17 protein-coding genes are annotated in these 18,187 nt (G+C 46.0%); all 17 read right to left on the minus strand.

Going from position 1 to position 18,187, the window contains the following annotated elements; genetic code table 11:
- Positions 1 to 129: 129 nt before the first annotated feature.
- Positions 130 to 876 carry an SDR family NAD(P)-dependent oxidoreductase gene (locus tag ACFODW_RS15300; protein ID WP_390307660.1) on the minus strand — a complete coding sequence of 249 codons (747 nt, stop codon included), beginning with the start codon at positions 874 to 876 and terminating at the stop codon, positions 130 to 132.
- A gap of 49 nt (positions 877 to 925) precedes the next feature.
- The gene (locus ACFODW_RS15305) at positions 926 to 1,675 is read right to left on the minus strand and encodes an SDR family NAD(P)-dependent oxidoreductase (RefSeq protein WP_390307661.1); all 750 of its coding nucleotides are present in this window, start codon (positions 1,673 to 1,675) and stop codon (positions 926 to 928) included.
- A gap of 29 nt (positions 1,676 to 1,704) precedes the next feature.
- On the minus strand, positions 1,705 to 3,336 hold the full coding sequence (locus ACFODW_RS15310; RefSeq protein WP_390307662.1) for an AMP-binding protein: 1,632 nt from the start codon (positions 3,334 to 3,336) through the stop codon (positions 1,705 to 1,707).
- 17 nt (positions 3,337 to 3,353) lie between these two features.
- Positions 3,354 to 4,154: a 1,4-dihydroxy-2-naphthoyl-CoA synthase gene (gene menB, locus ACFODW_RS15315; RefSeq protein ID WP_390307663.1), complete on the minus strand. Its 801-nt coding sequence runs from the start codon at positions 4,152 to 4,154 to the stop codon at positions 3,354 to 3,356.
- Positions 4,141 to 5,364 (minus strand): acyl-CoA dehydrogenase family protein, encoded by a 1,224-nt coding sequence (locus tag ACFODW_RS15320; protein WP_390307664.1) that lies wholly within the window; start codon positions 5,362 to 5,364, stop codon positions 4,141 to 4,143. The genes menB and ACFODW_RS15320 overlap by 14 nt, the downstream gene beginning before the upstream one ends.
- A gap of 131 nt (positions 5,365 to 5,495) precedes the next feature.
- Positions 5,496 to 5,933, minus strand: a complete 438-nt coding sequence (locus tag ACFODW_RS15325) for a MaoC/PaaZ C-terminal domain-containing protein (protein ID WP_390307665.1) — start codon at positions 5,931 to 5,933, stop codon at positions 5,496 to 5,498.
- A gap of 18 nt (positions 5,934 to 5,951) precedes the next feature.
- A complete protein-coding gene (locus tag ACFODW_RS15330; protein ID WP_390307666.1) occupies positions 5,952 to 7,268 on the minus strand; it encodes a GntP family permease in 1,317 nt (438 codons plus the stop codon).
- Positions 7,269 to 7,538: 270 nt separating this feature from the next.
- Complete coding sequence (locus ACFODW_RS15335; RefSeq protein WP_390307667.1) at positions 7,539 to 8,855, minus strand: sigma-54 interaction domain-containing protein; 1,317 nt, start codon at positions 8,853 to 8,855, stop codon at positions 7,539 to 7,541.
- Between the two features lie 3 nt (positions 8,856 to 8,858).
- Positions 8,859 to 9,275, minus strand: a complete 417-nt coding sequence (locus ACFODW_RS15340; protein ID WP_390307668.1) for a hypothetical protein — start codon at positions 9,273 to 9,275, stop codon at positions 8,859 to 8,861.
- 160 nt (positions 9,276 to 9,435) lie between these two features.
- Positions 9,436 to 10,407, minus strand: a complete 972-nt coding sequence (locus ACFODW_RS15345; RefSeq protein WP_390307669.1) for an NAD(P)H-dependent flavin oxidoreductase — start codon at positions 10,405 to 10,407, stop codon at positions 9,436 to 9,438.
- Positions 10,408 to 10,433: 26 nt separating this feature from the next.
- Complete coding sequence (locus tag ACFODW_RS15350; RefSeq protein WP_390307670.1) at positions 10,434 to 10,862, minus strand: MaoC/PaaZ C-terminal domain-containing protein; 429 nt, start codon at positions 10,860 to 10,862, stop codon at positions 10,434 to 10,436.
- 393 nt (positions 10,863 to 11,255) lie between these two features.
- A complete protein-coding gene (locus ACFODW_RS15355) occupies positions 11,256 to 12,668 on the minus strand; it encodes a hypothetical protein (RefSeq protein ID WP_390307671.1) in 1,413 nt (470 codons plus the stop codon).
- Positions 12,669 to 12,847: 179 nt separating this feature from the next.
- Complete coding sequence (locus ACFODW_RS15360; RefSeq protein WP_390307672.1) at positions 12,848 to 14,044, minus strand: acyl-CoA dehydrogenase family protein; 1,197 nt, start codon at positions 14,042 to 14,044, stop codon at positions 12,848 to 12,850.
- A 143-nt stretch (positions 14,045 to 14,187) separates the two neighbouring features.
- Entirely contained in the window at positions 14,188 to 15,465 is a 1,278-nt protein-coding gene (locus ACFODW_RS15365) for a TRAP transporter large permease (RefSeq protein ID WP_390307673.1), read from the minus strand.
- Positions 15,462 to 15,953, minus strand: coding sequence for a TRAP transporter small permease (locus ACFODW_RS15370; protein ID WP_390307674.1), 492 nt, complete (start codon positions 15,951 to 15,953; stop codon positions 15,462 to 15,464). The genes ACFODW_RS15365 and ACFODW_RS15370 overlap by 4 nt, the downstream gene beginning before the upstream one ends.
- 75 nt (positions 15,954 to 16,028) lie before the next feature.
- Positions 16,029 to 17,036 (minus strand): TRAP transporter substrate-binding protein, encoded by a 1,008-nt coding sequence (locus ACFODW_RS15375; protein ID WP_390307675.1) that lies wholly within the window; start codon positions 17,034 to 17,036, stop codon positions 16,029 to 16,031.
- Between the two features lie 120 nt (positions 17,037 to 17,156).
- Entirely contained in the window at positions 17,157 to 18,098 is a 942-nt protein-coding gene (locus tag ACFODW_RS15380) for a formylglycine-generating enzyme family protein (protein WP_390307676.1), read from the minus strand.
- Between the last annotated feature and the right edge of the window lie 89 nt (positions 18,099 to 18,187).

Genomic DNA, 18,187 nt, shown 5'->3' on the forward strand with positions numbered 1-18,187 from the left:
TTACACTTTTGATTTTAATTAAAATATTATAATAACACAAGCCATTTGTCAGCTTTCCCCGAAATTGCTTCCTGGGTCGGAATCCGGTTTCACTTACCTAAAAAGAACCGGGAATGCCCCCGGTTCTCCTCAGCCAATCATACTGTATCCGCCATTTACTGCCATTACCTGGCCGGTGACCCAATCGGCTGAACCGGAAAGCAGGAACATGGCCATACCGGCCACATCCTCGGCGCTCCCAAGCTTCCTTAGCGGATATTGTTTGACCAATTTACGCTTGATTTCTTCGTCAAAATCTCCCTGGTCAATCATCCCCAAGGCTATACTATTACATTGGATATTGTTTTTTCCTGTCTCTTTCGCCAGCGATTTCATAAAACTGATCGCCCCGCTTCTAGCCGCGCCCGAAACAATTAAATTTTTATCCCCTAACCTTGCCGAATCCCCAACAATATTAATCAATTTCCCATATCCTGCTTCCCTCATTGCCGGTATGAACAAATATGCCAGATTCATGACGCTGTGCAGGCAGACATCTACCTCCCTTTTCCACTCTTGAGGTTCATAGCTGAAGAATGGCTTAACCTGAGCCATTCCTGCATTGTTCACAATGCCAGTAATGGTGCCTAGTTTCTGAGTCAATTCTTCTTTTGCCTCTTTCACCTGCTCAAAATCAGAAATATCCCCTTGTACGATTGCCGTTTTCACTCCATAGGAAGCAATCTCTTCTGCCGTCTGTTCAGCCTCTTGACGAGACGTCCGATAATGTACGGCAACATTAGCTCCATTCTTTCCAGCTTCCAGAGCTATCTCCCGGCCAATACCTTTAGCGGCCCCTGTAACCAAGATGTTTCTTCCACTTAAATCTACTTTCATCCAGGCACCTCCCATAGTGCTTGTTTGCTTCAAGAGATGGCGATATTCGTTATACCATGGTCAGCCCGCCATTAACCGAAAGTGTCTGTCCGGTAATGTAATCTGCTTCTTCCGAGGCAAAGAACGCCACACCATTTGCAATATCCCTTGCCTCTGCTAATCTGCGGAATGGTATGGCCTTCTCCAAAGCCTTCACAATCCCTTCATTGTAAGAGCCAATTTCTTCAATAAGGGGGGTGTTGCTTGGGCCCGGGGCGATGCAATTAACGTTCAACTTATGTCTGGCCATCTCCCGGGCAATGGTTTTAGTAAAGGAAATGATGCCTCCTTTTGCTGCGGAGTAAACGGCTTCCCCGCTGGACCCGACCCTGCCTGAATCGGAAGCTACATTGATTACTTTTCCTGAACCATTTTCAATCATTACCGGCAGTATCTCTTTACAAGTATGGATCTGCCCCATCAGGTTGATATTCACGATCGTCTTCCATGTTTCTGGTTCGCTTTTCAGGAAAGGCTCCACCTTATCCCAACCGGCATTATTCACCAGTACATGAATGGTACCAAAGCGGGATACTGCTTCCTGCACGGCTTCCCGGACACTCTCCAAACTGGTAACGTCGCATCTTACAGCAATTGCCTCCACATTCTCCTCCTTTTTCAATATGGAAACCGTCTCCTCGGCATTTTCCATATTTATATCGGAGACCACAATGTTCATTCCTTTTGCTGCTAGAGTTCTAGCTATCTCCCGGCCGATTCCCCGACCAGCTCCGGTTATGAATGCTACCTTTTCTACCATTCCTATCCCTCCCGTTACATTTTTGCTGCTCAGGCATTTGTTTTTTCTTTAATCATTTCCCTTAGTTTGAATTTCTGGATTTTTCCGCTTGGTGTCCGCGGGAAATCCTTGACTACTTCCAAATGCTCCGGCCAGTACTGCTTTGTCACTCCTTTGCTCTCCAGAAATTCTTGGATATCTTTCAGTGTGAGCGGCTTTCTGTTCGGCTTCATGCTTATGATGGCGACGGCTTTTTCCTGCAGCCGTTTATCTGGCATAGCTACAAGCTGGGCAACCTGGATGTCTTCATGTTCATATAGCGTATTTTCCATAGAGGCTACAGGGATGTTCTCTCCTCCCCGGATGATGATATCCTTATTTCGGCCGGTAATGCGGATATACCCATCTGCATCCATGGTTGCCCGATCACCGGTAATGAACCAGCCGTCTACGTGCTCCTGGCGGGTAATGTCCATACGCTTTAAATAGCCGATGAATTGTGCGGGCCCCCTGCTCAGCAGAGAACCTTCCTCGTCTGGGGGACAAATTTCTCCATTGGGGGCGACCACTTTTACTTCCATCCCCGGGAATGGATACCCATCTGTGTTGATGAGCTTATCTTCTGAGTCATCCAGGGAGGTCAAGGTCACCAAACCATTCTCCGACTGTCCCCAGCCGGACAGGATGCTGAACCCAACTTTTTTCTTGGCTTCCCTGACCAGCGGACGCGGAATAGGGGCTCCTAAGGACACAAAAGCCCTTAATGACTGGATATCATGGTTTTCAATCCCTTCAAATTCCACAATGTCCTGAAGGAAAGGAGTAGCACTTGCCGTAAATGTTATCTTTTCTTTCTTTATAAGTTCGATAAATTCCTCAGGATTCCATATATCCTGATAAACAACAGTTCCTGCATAATGGGTGGGGAGTCTTATACCGTAACCGAACCCTGTCTGGTGGCCGAAAGTAGAAGGCATGAACATGACGTCTTCATCCGTTAGACGAAGTCGGTCGATCCAATAGTTTGTAGAGACACATATTGTGTTATGGGTATGCATTACACCCTTAGGGTCGCCAGTAGTCCCTGAAGTGAAAATGATTTCGGTCAGTTCATTCGGGTCAAGTTCCACATCTTCCAACACAGAGGGATCATTGATTCGTTCCCATGGAATATCCATCAACTCAGAAAACGCTTCCATTTTTTCCGGAACATTCTCCCCTATTACAAATACATGCTCCAGGTTCTCCCATTCCGGCCAAAGCCTTTGAATCATCGCCGGATAGTCAAATCCTCGAAAGGTATCGGGAACTACAATCATTTTGGATTCTGCCATTCTGACCATATATCCGATTTCCCGGTCGCGATAAATCGGAATCAGCGGATTTGTTACAGCACCAATTCGTGTCGCCGCATAATGAAGGATGACAAATTCATTCCAATTGGGCAGTTGAATCGATATGACGTCCCCTTTTCCAATGCCGTACTCCAGCAATCCCAGTGCAACTCTTTCCACCATTTCTCCCAATTCTTTATAGGTATAGCGGCTTTTCTTATCAATAATGGCATCCTTATCCGGGTTTTTTTCAATGGCCGCTTCCAGGTAATCCAGAATGGTTTTGTTCGGCCAAACATCCTCATACTTACGGATATATTCATCTGTCAGCAATGTTTCTACGTTCATCGGCAGACTCCTCCCTTTTATTTACGGAATTTATTAAACTCTACAGGCCTTTTTTCAATGAAGGCATTTTTTCCTTCCTGGGACTCCTCTGTGTCATAAAACATAGCCAAACTCCCCATCGACAACTGGGAGATGCCCTGGATACTGGCAGAATCAGCATTGAAGGAGTATTTCAGCATTTTAATTGCTGTCGGACTCTTTTGTAGGATCTTCTCTGCCCACTCTTGTGCTGCTTCCTGCAAGTTAGCAGCAGGTACCACTTTATTAACGAGTTTCATTTCCATGCATTCCTCTGCCGTATACTGTTCACAGAGATACCAAATCTCCCTCGCCTTCTTCTCTCCGACAATCCGGGCAAGGTACGCAGACCCGTACCCAGCATCATAGCTCCCGACCTTTGGGCCGCTTTGGCCAAACTTCGCTGTATCAGCAGCAATCGTCAAATCACAGATCACATGAAGGACATGCCCTCCACCAATAGCATATCCATTGACTGCCGCGATCACCGGTTTTGGTATATTCCGGATGGTTTGATGCAGATTTTCCACTTCCAAACCAATCCCGCCGCCGAGACCGCCACTGTAGCCATAACCGCCTTCATCTCCCTTTTCTTTCTGGTCCCCGCCGACACAAAATGCTTTCTCGCCGGCACCGGTAAGAATTACCGCTCCGATCCGTTTATCATCCCATGCATCACGGAAGGCCCAGATTAGTTCCTGAATGGTTTTAGCCCGAAAAGCATTGTAAACCTCCGGGCGGTTGATCGTAATGTTAGCGATGCCATTTTGTTTGTCATATAAAATATCAGTCAATTCCATACTGATAACCTCCTTCATAATTCTGTCCATTCGTGCTTTTAGCCGGTACTTGCGGCTCATAGGAACGGTATTCTTTGCCAATCAAATGCTTGGCAATGACCATCTGATTTGCCTGTGCAGTACCATCTCCGATTTCAAGCCCGATCACGTCACGAAGACGCTGTTCCAGCGGCATTTCCTTTGTATAAGCGTAATGGCCATTCAGCAGCAGGCATTCATGGATGGCCTCTTGGCTGTACAATGGCCCGAGCCATTTTACAGAGGCTGATTCCTTGGAATGCTCCATTCCCTGGTCCCTCAGCCATAACCCTCGGTATGCTTGCCATTTAAGCATATCAAGCTTGGTGTAGTGAGTAACCAGCGGGAAGGAGACCCCCTGGTATGTCGCCAATGGTTTCCCGAAGGACCTCCTGTTTTTCACATGTTCAATCGTCTCATCCAAGCTTTGAAGAGCTGCTCCAGCACATTGCAGTCCAATCAGGAGCCTGGAAAGGTCGAAGCCATTCATTACCTGGGAAAAGCCCTTATCCTCCAAACCAATCAAATGATCCGCAGGCACCTTGACTTCATTTAAGTAAACAGAACCTCTACCAATCGGGATGTTGCCCATATCCTCATAGCCCTTGCCTTCCACTCCCGGAAGATCAGAAGGTACAATGAATGCACTGATGCCGCGGTTTCCCTTCCTTGGTTCCGTTTTCGCAAATACGATAAATGCATCTGCCGAGACGGCGACACTGATACCTGATTTCTCCCCGTTCAGGACATAGCTGTCACCGTCACGAACCGCTGTCGACCTTATGCCGCCTGCATCTGTTCCTGCTTCCGGTTCCGTGATTGCAATTCCCAAGATCTTATTACCGGATGCAATCTCAGGAAGCCATTCCTTTTTCAAATGTTCATCAGCATGATTGGTAATGATCTCCCCGATCAAGCCATTCAGCATCACCGCATAGGTTAGGTTGAAATCTCCACGGCCAATTTCTTCTGCCGCAATGCCAGTAGTCACACAATCGGCGCCGCTCCCGCCGTATTCAACAGGAATCCGCAGGCCGTTGACCCCAAGCTCCCCAAGTTTTCTCCATAAATGTTTTGGGGTAATACCTTCTCTGTCCCACTTGGTATAATTCGGGAGGAGCTCTTCCTTTGCAAACCCCTTGAGCATTTTACGAAAATAATCCTGTTCCTCTGTAAAAGAAAAATCTACCATGCTACCCCTCCTATTCATGTTCTATAATGCAAAAACCATGCCAAGATGTTTTCCTGGTATGACAGCTTTTCAGATTACAAGGTTTTGCATTCTTACATATTTTTGCAAAACTGCGAAATGAGTGTGCAAATCTACTTCCTTCTTTTGTTTACCATCAATTTCATTGACCCTATCATTACATCTTTTCGATGCTGGTTTTCTACCGTGATTTCCAAAATGGCCAGCCCCTGGTGTTCACTATGGTCTGCCATTTCTCTCACGGTTGCTTCTACGTAAACCGTATCTCCAATAAATGTGGGATTTACAAAACGGATACGGTCCATTCCATAGAAAACAGCTACTTTCGAAGCATCAAACCTCATCAATCCGGTAGAAACAGATAAAACAAGCATCCCGTGGGCAATCCGTTTTTTATATGGAGTCTCCCTGGCATACTCGATATTTGAGTGTATGGGAAACCAATCTCCACTGAAAGCTGAAAACATCACCAAATCTGTCTCAGTTATCGTTCTCCCACCGGACACCCACCTCTCACCAGTTGATAATTCCTCGTAAAATTTATCAATCAACTCAAGCCACCAGCCTTTTTAATAAATTAGTATTGCTGTTAAGATAGCCGGGATTGCAGCAGCCGTAGGAGCAATTATTCCTGTCGCGAAGATATGTTTATAAGCATCTTTATGGGTCAGCCCTGCAACCGCTAAGAATGTAATCACTCCACCATTATGTGGTAACGCATCAAACCCGCTAGAACCAATCACAGCAATTCTGTGCAGCACTTCTGGATTTATGTCCAATTCCAAATAAGTGGCAGACAATGCCTCCATGGCAATTCCCAGCCCTCCAGAAGCAGAGCCGGTAATACCAGCCAGCATGGATGTGGATAGATAAAGGGAAAATAAAGGACTTCCTGGAATATTAGTCAGTGCTTGGGAAAGAACGCTAAAACCGGTAGATGCGGCAATAACTGCTCCATACCCCACATCTGCACTCGTATTGACTATAGGTAAGACAGTATTAGTAGCCCCCATATTGATGGTACGGATCTTCTTCTCAATATATGGCCAAAAAACCGCCATACATAGTAAAACAGAGAGCATTAAAGCGTAAAGCACTTCTACCTGGAAAAAATTCAATACTACCAGCAGGAATACAGGAGGGATGAGACTGACAAAGAATCTAGGTTTCTTTTTCAGTTGGTAGGATTTTTCTTCCTCTTCATCCGTGGCAGCTTCCAAATTTTTCATGGAATGATAAGACTCACCTCTGTTTTCCGATTTTTTCAGTACATGTTTAAGATAATAGAAATTTAGAATGATTAGTGTGGCTGCTGCTACAGTTCCTGTCAGGGGAGCTGCGCTTACAGTGGTGCCGAAATATTCAGTAGGTATAATGTTTTGAATAGAGGGAGTGCCAGGTAGCATCGTCATCGTGAAAGTAGCTGATCCGAAGAAGAAGGCAGCCATAAATAGATGCCAAGGAATATCCATTTCCTTAAATAAAGGCTTAGCAATCGGAAGGACTGCAAAGATTACCACATAAACATTAATTCCTCCATAGGTTAATATCGCGCAAATAGCCACGATAGCTATCAGCACTCTCAATTTGCTCTTTCGCCCGATTGTTTTCAAGATTCCTTCGGCAATAACGCGTGCAGCCCCACTGTCATCCATGAATTTGCCAAATAATGCTGCAAACAGAAAAATAAGATAGAAGTTTTTTGCAAAGTTGATAAACCCGCCCATATAGGTTTCTTCTAATGTTTCCAACAGAGGCATCTGTGTCAGAAATATCACTACAAGACTGGCGATTGGTGCAATGATAATAATACTGATTCCTTTCAGGGCAAGAAACATCAATAAAGCTAGGGAAAAAGTGATCACTGCCACACTGTAAAACTCCATAACATCTCCCCTTCCATCCATTTGCCTATCGATATGCAAATTTCATGCCAGTCCACTCTTATCAAAGGGGAGGGCGCTTGCATTCTCACATCTGATCATTTTATTGCCATTGAGAAACTGAACTGCGAAAGCAAGGACAAAAGCTCAAGCAATCTATTGGGAGTTCAGCATTAATCCGTCAGTTGAGCACCACCATACTAGAATGGTCCTGAACAACAAAAAAACAACCTCAAAATCTGGATTTCAAGGTTGTTAGGGCGCTTCTCGCATTTATTTCAAGTTATATTTGGAAATCTTCCGATACAAGCTGGCGACATGGATTTTTAATAGGTTTGCTGCCAGCGACCTGTCTCCATCTGCCTCCTTCAGCGCTTTGCGAATCGCCCGGATTTCTGCGGTGCGCACTTCCTCTTCCAAGCTCGCCAATGGAGCCGGCTGTCTTCCTTCCTCTTCCTCCGTGTCTGTAAAGGAAGGAAAGGACAAGCTATCCAAGTGTAGTGTCCTTCCTTCCGCTATATTCATCCCCCGTTCAATATACGACTTCAATTCCCTTACATTTCCGGGCCAGTCGTAGCGGAGCATCCATTCTTCCAAGTCTTTGTCCATTTTTTCAATATCCTTTCCCATCTTCCGGTTGTATTCCTCAATGAATGCGCGAGCCAGCAGCAGGATATCGTCCTTCCTTTGCCGCAATGCAGGGATTTGCAAATCAAAAACGTACAGCCGATAAAATAGGTCCTGCCGGAATTTGCCCTCTTTCACCAGGGATTTCAAATCTTTATTGGTGGCGGCAATCACCCTTATATCAACATTCTTGCTACCAGTTCCTCCAAGCCTTTCTACTTCTCTCTCTTGCAGGACTCTGAGCAGCTTTCCCTGTGACTGATAGGTTAGCTCGGATATTTCGTCGAGAAACAAGGTGCCATGCTGAGCTAGTTCGATCTTACCTGGTTTCCCCTCTCTTTTGGCACCGCTGAAGGCCCCGGCTTCATAGCCGAAGATTTCTGATTCAAATAACTCAGCGGGAATGGCCACACAGTTGATGGCTATGAATGGATGGTTTTTCCGTGTGCTTAATTCATGGATGGCCTGGGCAAACAACTCCTTGCCTGTTCCGCTTTCGCCTGTCAGAAGCACTGTTGAATTGCTCGTGGCTATCTTTGCGGCCAAGTCTTTTACCTGTCGGATAGAACGGCTTTCTCCCAATATTTCACCAAAGCCATAGCGGCTCGTTTTCTTTTTGTTGCTTGTTTTCATTTCCATCGCCTGCAGCATGGATTGCAATTCCCGATTATGTATCTCATTCTCTCTCAATAGCACTTGGTACTCCAATCCATGCGCAACTTCTTTCACTTGAAGAAGACAGGAAATCCCGGTGATCACCGCATGAAATATTCTGTTTCTGTCATGTGCACAGGTTCCCTTGAAGAGGTTACGTACATTGGAACCCAGGACTTTATCTTTCCTCAAAGAAAAGTACTGTAAAAATTCCGGGCTTGCATCCCTTATTCTTCCTGTATGGTCAGTTATCAGCTTAGCCGCCTGTATATGGTTGTCCAGTTGATCAACATGCTTGGTCAGCTTCATCCCTTAATCATCCTCTTTGGATAATATGAATACCACGACCTGGCCCTTGATTACCTCAATCCCAGCCGGATTAACACAGGTTACTCTTTGAGTGACCCAGTTTCTTTCCTTATTTATATCAATTACCACGAGTTCAGCAGTAATCTCTTCCCCTACATGGACTGGTGAATAAAAAACAAGATCCTTTTGGACAAGAATGCAGGGAACTCCCGGTAATTTTTCGCTGATCACTTGATTAATCAACCCTTCCGTCAGCAGGCCAGGCACTACAGCCTGCCTGTACTGTCCTTCCCATGCCTGCTCATAGACCGGACTGTAATCTTTGGTCAGTTCACTGGTTCTCCCAACGTCCTCTGCCGTAAACACCCTGCTCAGCTTTTCTGTCTGCCCATTGTATAATTCAGCTATCGTATACGTCATGTTTACCTTCTCCCATTGGTTCAAGATATGTTGCATGAATTCTGAGTCATTCCCAAACTTACTTATAGAATAAAAGAACAAGACATTTTTCATTGTTATGTCTTGTTCTTTGTGGGATATTAATTATTCAATGATGAATCCGTCACTACCACAGCCTATATCATACGCCAATTCTACGGCTGGCTTTCTCAGAAGCCCTTCGATAGCCTTGTTCCAGTTCATCCACGATTTTCGCGAGGGGTTGGATATTCCGTATCGAGCCGAGGCCATGCCCTGCCCCCCAGATATCCTTCCAGGCCTTTGCATCGGATCCGGCTTTATTAAAGTTTACCTCTTTCTTTTTCTCCAGATTTGCAGGATCAAGTCCTGCCTTGATAATACTGGGTATTAGATAATTGGCGTTGATGCCGCTGAATGCATCAGTATAGATAATGTCCTCAATTCCCGATCCGACAATCATTTCCTTGTAATCCTCCGCAGCTCCACTCTCTAAAGCAGGAATGAACCTGGTTCCCATATACGCAAAGTCCGCACCAAGCACCTCTGCTGCAAGAATGTCCTCTCCTTTGGACAAGCCGCCTCCCAATACGATTGGACCATCAAAGAATTCCCGCACTTCATGCAGAAAGGAAATAGGATTTAGTACGCCTGCATGGCCGCCGGCTCCATTAGATACCAAGATAAGGCCGTCAGCACCCTTTTCGATTGCCTTTCTGGCGAATGTTGGATTGATAACATCGGACAGCACCATGCCGCCATACTGGTGGACAACCTCCACAACAGGACTCGGATCTCCCAAGGAAGTGATGACGATCGGAGGCTGATAACTTCCAATCAACTTCAGATCCTCTTCATAGCGTTTATTGGAACGATGAACAATAAAGTTGATTCCCCATGGGGCAATTTTTGCAGATGGCTCCTCCTTTTTCCGCTCTTCTAAAGATGTGCTGATCTCATCCATCCACTTCTCAAAATCCTCTCCTGTACGGGCGTTCAAGGCAGGAAAAGTTCCTGCAATACCATTCACACAGGCTTCCACCACCATCTTCGGCTGGGAGATGAGAAACATCGGTGCCATAATCACCGGCAGTTTCATCGATTCCTTCAGTGAACGGATCTTATCATTGGCCATAACGAAACATCCCTTCTCCATACAGTTTATACTGCTGCAAACACCTCGATTTTCCCTTTCACAACCTCCTGGCCGCGTTGATTCAGAATGGTCGCTTCCAGAGAAACGATTCCTCTCGTTTTATCCGTGATCTCCTTGATATTAATCACTTTGAATATACCTGTGAGTGTGTCTCCCGGGCGGACCGGTCCTTGCCATTGAATCTTGTCCACGCCAAGACTGCCTCTGCTGTCTTCACCGAGAATATCCATCTTAATGAATTCACTCCAGACGGCGATAAGGACATGGAAACTGGATGCAGTGATGGACCCATAAGGCCCTTCTTTCGCCGCTTCCTCATCTGTATGTAAAAACTGCGGATCATATGCCTGGGCGAATTCTATTATTTTCTCCTTTGTCATATGTACCTCATCTGTAAAAAATGTATCGTCCACTGTAAATTCATGAAATTTCATAGGGACGCTCCTCTCTCGTTAGTTGTCATGTTTTAATTATAGCTGTCCATCTGAAGATAAAGAAAGAGGAAGAAACCAGCTATCCCCGTAACCGTTTACAAATCCGCCTACATTCATACTATTAAGTAAAAAGAGTGATGTCAAGTCAAATTTTAGAAAATTTAAACATATATAGGAAGATGAAGGAGCTGGGTACTAGAAGTGGACACCCTAAATACAATTATCGTCCATCCTAGAATTTTATAGTCGCTAATTCAATGCTGTGTTCGTCTTTTGGGCTAGATCTCCAGCGCTCTTTTTCACTTATGGACTTACTCGCACTCTACTTATACTGTTATTTCTGCTCCTCACAAAAACCGGCCATTTATAAAATGACCGGTTCCTCTGCACACATTAACCCAGGGCTATCCTCATCTGTATATAAATCTGTACACCAATATACAATACAAGCGCATATTTCCAATTAAATAAAATACCGTTTTTAAATCCGCTTAAACCATTGGCACCGCTAAGGATAATCAGCGGCATGATCAGTGGAGAGAGCAGAATGGATATGGCGCTTCCGGTAGTGATCGATAGTACGATTAGTTCCGGCGGATAAGGCAGGTGGATACTCTCCAGGATGCCTCCGACCAGGACCATGACGGTCAGCGGACCCAATGCGAAGAAGCCGAGGATGATCACCATGAACGGCAGTATATGCAGGACATTGATAAAAGGCAATGCTTCCTGAAAGGCATAGAGTCCATTCACCATCATATCCGGAAATACTGTTTGATTCAGTCCGAAAATCATTGTTCCCGCTCCAAGCATGATGCACAATTGATAGGCCTGGGGTGCCAAGCCATCGGCATAATGCCGTTTCGCTTCCAACACCAGTGTCGGGATCCTTCCCTTCACGGTATAGTAAGCGGCAATCCAAACCACAACCACCAGCGGAATCAGCACGAGCAGCGGCATATCCGCCAGGCTGTTCACTAGGAAAATAGTTCCGAACAAAGTGACGAATAGGACGATGAACTCTTTTACCAGCCGATGGATCTCCTCTTTGCTTTCAGATCCTTTAAGCACCTCTCCGATTTCCCGCTGCAACCCTTCCGTCAAGTCTACTTTATAGCGCTTTTCTTCAAATTTAGAAAAAACAATCGCTAGAATCACACCAAAAACAGATACAGCCATCCCTTGGAAAATAGAAATTCCCAATGGTGCATCCATGACTTCAACTGCAAAGGCGAAACTCGGAATACTTACCACCCAAAGGACGGACAGGGAGAATCCCCGCAGGACAGCAGTCCCCTTCATATGCTCCCATGCCTCCCCTCTCTCCTTATTCAGCAGCCAATTCTCAAATTGAAGCATCATTGGAATGGCACCAAACATAAGAAAGTAGGCAATCACCTGAGTCAATGACAGCATGCCGGCATAGAATTTCCGGCTGGTATTCAGAAACCGATGGCCTGCCTGCATAATAGCTTCCATATATGCTTCTCCGCGCAGCACCCACCCGATCAGGGGAATGACCACAATCAGCCCAATCATATCCCGCATTTGAATCAAACCGCCATGCAGGCCACTGATAGATGAACCTTCCGAAAAGACAATCAGCACGGCTCCTGTAAGAAACAGGGATAGCGGCATCTTGATTTTGCCTGGTGAATAATAAAGCACAGCACAAAGAAAAATGCCGAAACCGGCCAACCCCAACAGCAGTATCAAAAACTCAATTTCATAGAAATATGTAAAGAAATGCAGCAAAGCATAGATAATGATGAACACCCGTAAAGCTGCCTTTATATAAGCCTGCATATTCCTTCCCCTTCTTCCTGATAATTAACGAACTTCGACTTCTCCATGGTACCATGTATGGATAAAAGCGCAAGATGCCGTAGGTGCTATGCATTTTATGTGAACGGAAGAAAAAAAGAACATAGTAAAAGACTGGAAATCCTTGGGACCCCAGCCTTCATATCTATTATATTGGCATTCTAGTACCTTAATGCATTGGATTCCAAGCCAACAAGGACCCGTCCATAATTCTCTTTGTTGATGGATGGGGAGAGGGAACGATGGGAATGCAGGGTCCAAAAGTCTCGGAATAAGCGTTGTAGCGGGTGTCCTTCATATACATAGCCCGATCCGCTTGAAAGCATTACAATATCAAATGCCTCCCTGCATAGTTCATTGGCATGGCCGATGTCAGCGAGCGTCCTCACCCGTGCATGGCGGTCCATGTACTTTCCACTGGCTGCCCATTTATCGAGGTCCTCCGCAACTCGTTTAAAGTGCATTTCAGCTGAATCAATTTTCATGGCAGCATCGGATAATTGGAGATGCATGCTTGGTGCATCACGCAAATATTCCACTCCGATATGGGCCGCTTTCCGCTTCGGCAGGAATTCGATGACGGATTCATGAGCCGCTTTGGCCAGACCAAGTGCAGGCAGTCCCAATGACAGGATCAATGCCGGAAACAGAGCCGTATTGTATAAAGGGATATCACGCAGATGATCTGATTCGAAGTTGCCGCTCAATGCCTCTGTAAACGAAACCGCCCGATGATCCGGAATAAAGACATTATGCATTTTGACACTATTGCTTCCCGAACCTTTCAATCCCATGACATACCAGTCATCCTGGATTTCCATCTGATCAAATGGCAGGGTCATCAGCACCTGGTCAACCAGTTCTCCTTTTTCATTGGTGATCGGCATGCCGAAATACCCCCAAGTTGCATGGCGGGAACCGGAGCAGAACATCCAGAAACCTTCCTCCACCATGTAACCGCCTTCAATTTTCTGGGCTTTGCATTGCCTTGGTTCATATACCCCTGCAAACAATACATTTTCCGGGTTATCGCCGAAAATTTCTTCATGGGCCTTTTCCGAGAAGGACTCTGCCACCATTAATTCGCGGATGCCGCAAAGAGCCATGATCCATCCGGTGGAAGCACATCCTTTGGATAGTTCCACGACACAATCTGCATATGTCTGGATATTCGTTTGATGGCCTCCGTACCTTTTCGGGCGCAGCAGGGTAAACAGCCCGCTCTCCTTCAACTCATCTATCGTCTCCTGTGGCAGTTTCCCCAATTCCTCCGTCTCTTTTCCCCTTTCCTTCAGCTTCGGAACCATTGCCTTGGCCTTTTCCAGAAAGGATACTTCCACTTGTGTCATATTCGCCATAATAATCTCTCCTTTTCATCCTGACTCGTAAATTTATCTATAAGTAAATTTTAAGTAATAAATACTTCCAATGATAGATGAAAAAGCATTGAACATTTGTTGCGTTTCAAAGGAAATTTACTTGTTTTTGGCGATTCCAGCATTTATTGATTCACGAATGCGGCTATACCCGCGCTGATCTGCGGAAACAGGATGAAAATGATGACGTCCAGAATAAGTATGGCGATAAATGGCACTGCTGGTCTGATCAACGATTCATAACCAGTGCTGCCAACCTTGGCGGCAACGAACAGGTTCATCCCAATCGGCGGTGTGATTAATCCAATGGAAAGGGTGACCACCATGATAATGCCGAATTGAACTGGGTCCATTCCCAGCGTGGTGACAATCGGCAGCAGAATTGGTGTGAGGATAATGATCGCCGAAAGTGCTTCCATAAACATCCCCACTACCAGCAGAACAGCTACAATCATCAAAAAGATGGCGAAGGCCGGCAGATTTGCACTGGTGATATATTCTCCCATCATATGAGGCACTCTCTCCACTGTCAGCCATAGGCCAAAAAATGATGCCGAAGCAATGATCAGGGAAAGGGCCGAAACCGTAAGCACAGTGCTGAGCAGTATTTCCTTAAAGACGGGAAGCGTAATTTTCCGGTAGACAAAGATTCCGATAAGCAGTCCATAGACAACTGCTACCACCGAGGCTTCCGTAGCAGTAAAGAAGCCGCCGTAGATGCCACCAAGAATGATTACTGGCATAAAGAGTGCCAGAATCGCATCAAGGAAACTTCTGCCCATTTGCCCGAATTTTTGCCGTTCGCTTGTTTTATAGCCTTTCATGACCGAGTAAATATAGGCAACAACCATAAGTGAGAGCCCAACAATGATACCGGGAATAATTCCTGCAAGAAAAAGGTCTCCAATCGAAACTCCCCCTGTAACAGCAAATAATACCATCGGCACACTCGGGGGAATGATAATTCCTGTAGTCCCGCCAGCAGCCTGTACAGCCGCTGAAAAATTACGGTCGTATCCTGCCTTGACCATCGCCGGTATCAAAATAGCCCCAATTGCAGCAGTCGTGGCGACAGAGGAACCGGACAATGCGGCAAAGAACATACATGTAACAATCGATACATGTGCCAGTCCGCCTCTCAGATGACCTACCAGACTTCCGGCAAACTGGACCAGCTTTTCCGAAATCCCCCCGTGCTCCATGATTTTCCCAGCCAGGATAAAGAAAGGGGCGGCGAGAAGCGGAAAAGAATCAAGCGCCGAAAACATCCGCTGCGGCATCGTACTGACATCCACACTTCCTGATAAAAACACAACAATAAACGTAGCCAGCCCCAATGCTACAGCGATCGGCACGTTAATGATGAATAGGATGAACAGGATGACAAGCAGGGTTATAATCATAGTTCCACCCTCCCTGTGTCAGCAGATGAATTGTTCCAGTGTCTTCTACTAATATCTATCACATTCCAAATCTGCAGGACTCCGCTAAGCGGTATGACGGAATAAACCACACCCATCGGCAGTGTCAGTGCCGGTGAAGTCTGGTTCATCGAGGAACTGATCAGCTGGATACCCGTCCCTATTAACAGAAGAAAAAAAACAATGGACAGAACCGCTACCAGCGCCCGCATCCAGCGCTGCAAATGGATGGGAAGCCGTTCCTTTACAGCCTCGATGCTGATATGTGCTCCGTGCTGGAAAGCAATGCCCCCTCCCAAGAACACTACCCATATAAACATGTAGCGTGCCAGTTCATCCGTCCAGGAAAAAGAAGAATCCAGCAGGAGACGGGTACAGACTTGTACAAAAACCAAAAGAACCATGGCAAAGAGCAGGGACATGGTAATCATTTCCGTCCCTTTGTTTACAGCATGCAAAATTTTACCCATCAACTTCCCCCTTCATGCAAGAAAGCAAGCTGGACGCCTGCTTTCTGCTTCTGAGCATTTTCTGGTTTTCCTGTCTTACTTCACTTCCGCTATTCTTTCCACCAGATCTCCAAACCTGTCTTCATGCTTGTCATAGACAGATTGTACAGCTTTTCTGAATGGCTCACGGTCAATCTCCTCTTTCGGAATAATTTTTACGCCATTTTCAGCGATCAGCTCTTGTGCTCCTTCTTCATACTCTTTATAAATGACGTCGTGATAATAAGTGTTATTATCATCCACGACCTGCATCAATGTTTCCCGTATCCCTTCCTCAAGGGAATCAAATTGTTCCTTATCCATCAGCAGGACACCGGAACGGTAATTCATCGCAATTTCCGTATAATGATCCGTTACTTCGTACAGCTTGCCTCCCGTCATCACTACGTTGACAGCATCTGTTCCATCAACGACCCCCTGCTGGATCGAGGTATACAACTCAGGAAAAGGAATGGGTACTGGATCCGCTCCAAGTGCTTTGAAGGTATCAACGAAAATGTCATTTTCCAGTGTCCTCATTTTCAGCCCTTTCACATCCTCAGGTGTACGTATCTCCTGTTGGTTATTTACCAGATGGCCCTCGCCATAATCAAGGAAGGTCAGAATCTCGTATCCCTGCTCCCGGGCCAGGTCTTTCAATTCCTCTCCGATTTCCCCATTCAATGTCTTGTGGGCATGATCAAGATCCCGGAACAGGAAAGGCATGTCCAGTACACCGATTTCTGGGACGAAGTTGGACAATGCCCCGCTCGTCACAAAAGTAATATCTATGGTGCCAGAACGCAGCTGTTCCACCATTTCCACTTCTCCCCCAAGCTGGCTTGCCGGGAACACCTCTATTTCCAATCCTCCGCCAGTTGCCTCCCTTGCATCATCAGCTACTTTATCCGCAAACATGCCGCCCGGATCCTCAGCCGGGGCCGAATGTCCATATTTCAGTGTAATGGCTTCCCCATTGGCATTTGTCTCCTCCGAGCCGTCCCCACAGGCTGTAATTACTGTGGCGAAAAGTACCGTGACAGCCAATAACATCAATTTCTTCATATAGTACCCTCCCTTTTCATATTTTTTAGTTGTTCTACCTATTCAGCTTGGTATTATCCTCGGACATTGAATTATGAGAGAGTATATTTCTAATTTTCCTCCTCCCTCCATTGAACATTTTCAGATGTCCGCTACACAACGAAAGCCAATATTCCCTGTTGAGCTGTCTGGTGTATTGGATGTGCGGGCCGCCACCCTATAGCGGTTACAGTAAGAGTGGTGGCAAAGATAGGATCCTCCCCTCATCACTTTTGTCTCACCTTTTTTCGGACCTTTCGGGTTTCTAGGTCCCCCGCGTTTACCGGAGCGGTTGGTGAACCAATCCGAACACCATTCCCATACATTGTCGGCCATGTTATACAATCCATAGTCATTGGGAGCATACGTGTTTACGGGACATGTCCCGGCATATCCATCTCCTGCTTCATCCTTAACAGGGAACTTCCCCTGCCAAATATTACATTGATGAATGCCGTCCGGGGTAAGTTCATTTCCCCATGGGAACATTTTCTGCTCCAATCCTCCCCGGGCTGCAAACTCCCATTCTGCTTCAGTTGGCAGCCGCTTCCCTGCCCATCTGCAATAGGCGTTAGCATCATTCCAGGACACATGGATTACCGGATGGTCCATCCGGTCATATATATTGGAGTCTGGTCCCTCCGGCCTTTTCCAATATGCTCCTTGCACCACCCACCACCATGGGGTGGAATCTACCTTTTGAGTGACTTTTTTGGCTGTCCTATGACTAATAAATTGATAAAAGACAAAGGACCATCCAAATCTTTCGGCCTCTGTTTTGTAACCTGTGTCCATTACGAATTGCTGGAAATCCCTGTTGGTCACCGCATGGGTATCCATATAGAAAGGAGATACTTCCATCTCAAGAACCGGTTTCTCGCCATCTGCCGGAAAACTGTATTTATAATCCGTTCCCATTAAAAATTTTCTGCCGGGAATGTAGGCCATACCCCGCTTGTCCGCGTAATCAGTTTCGGTCATTTCTTTAATATTTATATTTCCTTGGGTCCCCCCTCGGCTGGCAGCACAGCAACTTTTTTCCATCCTTAAGTGTCCCCCCTTCTCTCCAACATGCAAGGTTGCTTCCACCCGTACCTCTAGGTTCCGGATAGAAGCACCTGAATTAGTTATAC

Source organism: Virgibacillus sediminis (assembly GCF_042643265.1).
Classification (GTDB): Bacteria; Bacillota; Bacilli; order Bacillales; family Amphibacillaceae; genus Virgibacillus_O; species Virgibacillus_O sediminis.